Source organism: Microcystis sp. T1-4 (assembly GCF_000297435.1).
In the GTDB taxonomy this organism is placed as follows: Bacteria; Cyanobacteriota; Cyanobacteriia; order Cyanobacteriales; family Microcystaceae; genus Microcystis.
In genome coordinates, this window is the sequence record NZ_CAIP01000273.1 from 1 (window position 1) to 1,223 (window position 1,223).

Annotated in this window: 1 protein-coding gene; it reads right to left on the bottom strand. The window is 42.8% G+C overall.

The window, feature by feature from the left end; genetic code table 11:
- Positions 1-22 precede the first annotated feature (22 nt).
- A complete protein-coding gene (locus MICAI_RS15960; RefSeq protein WP_008204313.1) occupies positions 23-946 on the bottom strand; it encodes a hypothetical protein in 924 nt (307 codons plus the stop codon).
- Positions 947-1,223: the final 277 nt, after the last annotated feature.

Consider the following 1,223-nt stretch of genomic DNA (forward strand, 5'->3'; position numbering starts at 1 on the left):
AACTGATAACTGACGGTTAAAGTCACTGACTTACTTTTAATTGCAAGCGCAAGTGAACGGGGGTAGAAGACTGGGGGAGAATAACTAATTCATAAAATCCCTCTTCGGGTAATTGACCGGACCATTGCCGATCGCTAGACTTATCTAAAAGGGTAATATTACCCGTGGGAGAGTAGAAAGATAGTAAAACTTCGCCTTCCGTCTCTAAATTTAAGTTTAACCGATCACTGGAACGCAATTTTATCGCATAGGCTTTTCCTTGTCCCTGGCTGAGAATTGCCTCGATAATCTCCTCCCCCCCCGCGTCTAAACTTTCGATCGCCCGGTAAGATAGGCCAGACTGTAAAGATTGTAACTGATTCCAGGCCAAACCACTCCACAGTTGACCCAGGCTGCCACCAAAATTTGGTCTTTCTGTCAATTCGGGAAATAGCTGAAAAAAAGCATTATCAGTGAGTAAATTAAGAACTCTACTGCTTAATCGTAACTGATTCACTTGTTCTCGCCATTTTTCTCGCTGTTGCTCGTTGTAGCTACCTAATGCTTCCCTAGTACCAGAATCGAGATGTTCTAAGCGATCGAGGATTTCTGCTGCTAGAATATCTCTTTGTTCCTGTTTCTGTTTTTCCTCTTTGATATCCCCATAGCGGAGGTTAAACAATTCATTGACGAGATTCTTAAAAAACCGACCATCAATTCCCAACTCTAGACGGCGCTTTCTCATCTCGGCTTTCCGTTGCCATGCCGTATCTGTGGCAGAATTAAAATTATTTTCCTCCGTGGCAAAAACGGGTTTAACGGTTTCGGGTTGATTGCTATGTTTAACCCACTGTTTCCCGATTAACCAGCCTATTGCCGCCGATAATAACATCAAAAGGCAAAAAATAGCGATTCTGCTGGAACAGCCGAGAAAAACGGGCGATTTATTCCGAGAATTAGCGGCCATTATCTCCTGAGACGATGTGGGGTTTTGATCTGTAAAGATGAGATTAACACATAAGTAGGTAGGCACAATTATTTGTAGGATGGGTTAGCGGTAGCGTAACCCATGCGGGCGTTGGGTTTTATGCTTCAACCCAACCTATGTTCATTTTATATTTAATTCCACCCACCTACTTAATAATAGGCTAGGACGCATTTTAAGCACCTATCCTGAGATTAGCTGAATCTCCCTCAATCCCTTTACTGTTGCCCTTTATTATTCCTAGCAGTTGACATCCTCA

Bases quoted from the DNA above. Each gene is read 5' to 3' on its own strand.
- MICAI_RS15960 (WP_008204313.1), bottom strand. From the start codon at position 946: ATGGCCGCTAATTCTCGGAATAAATCGCCCGTTTTTCTCGGCTGTTCC.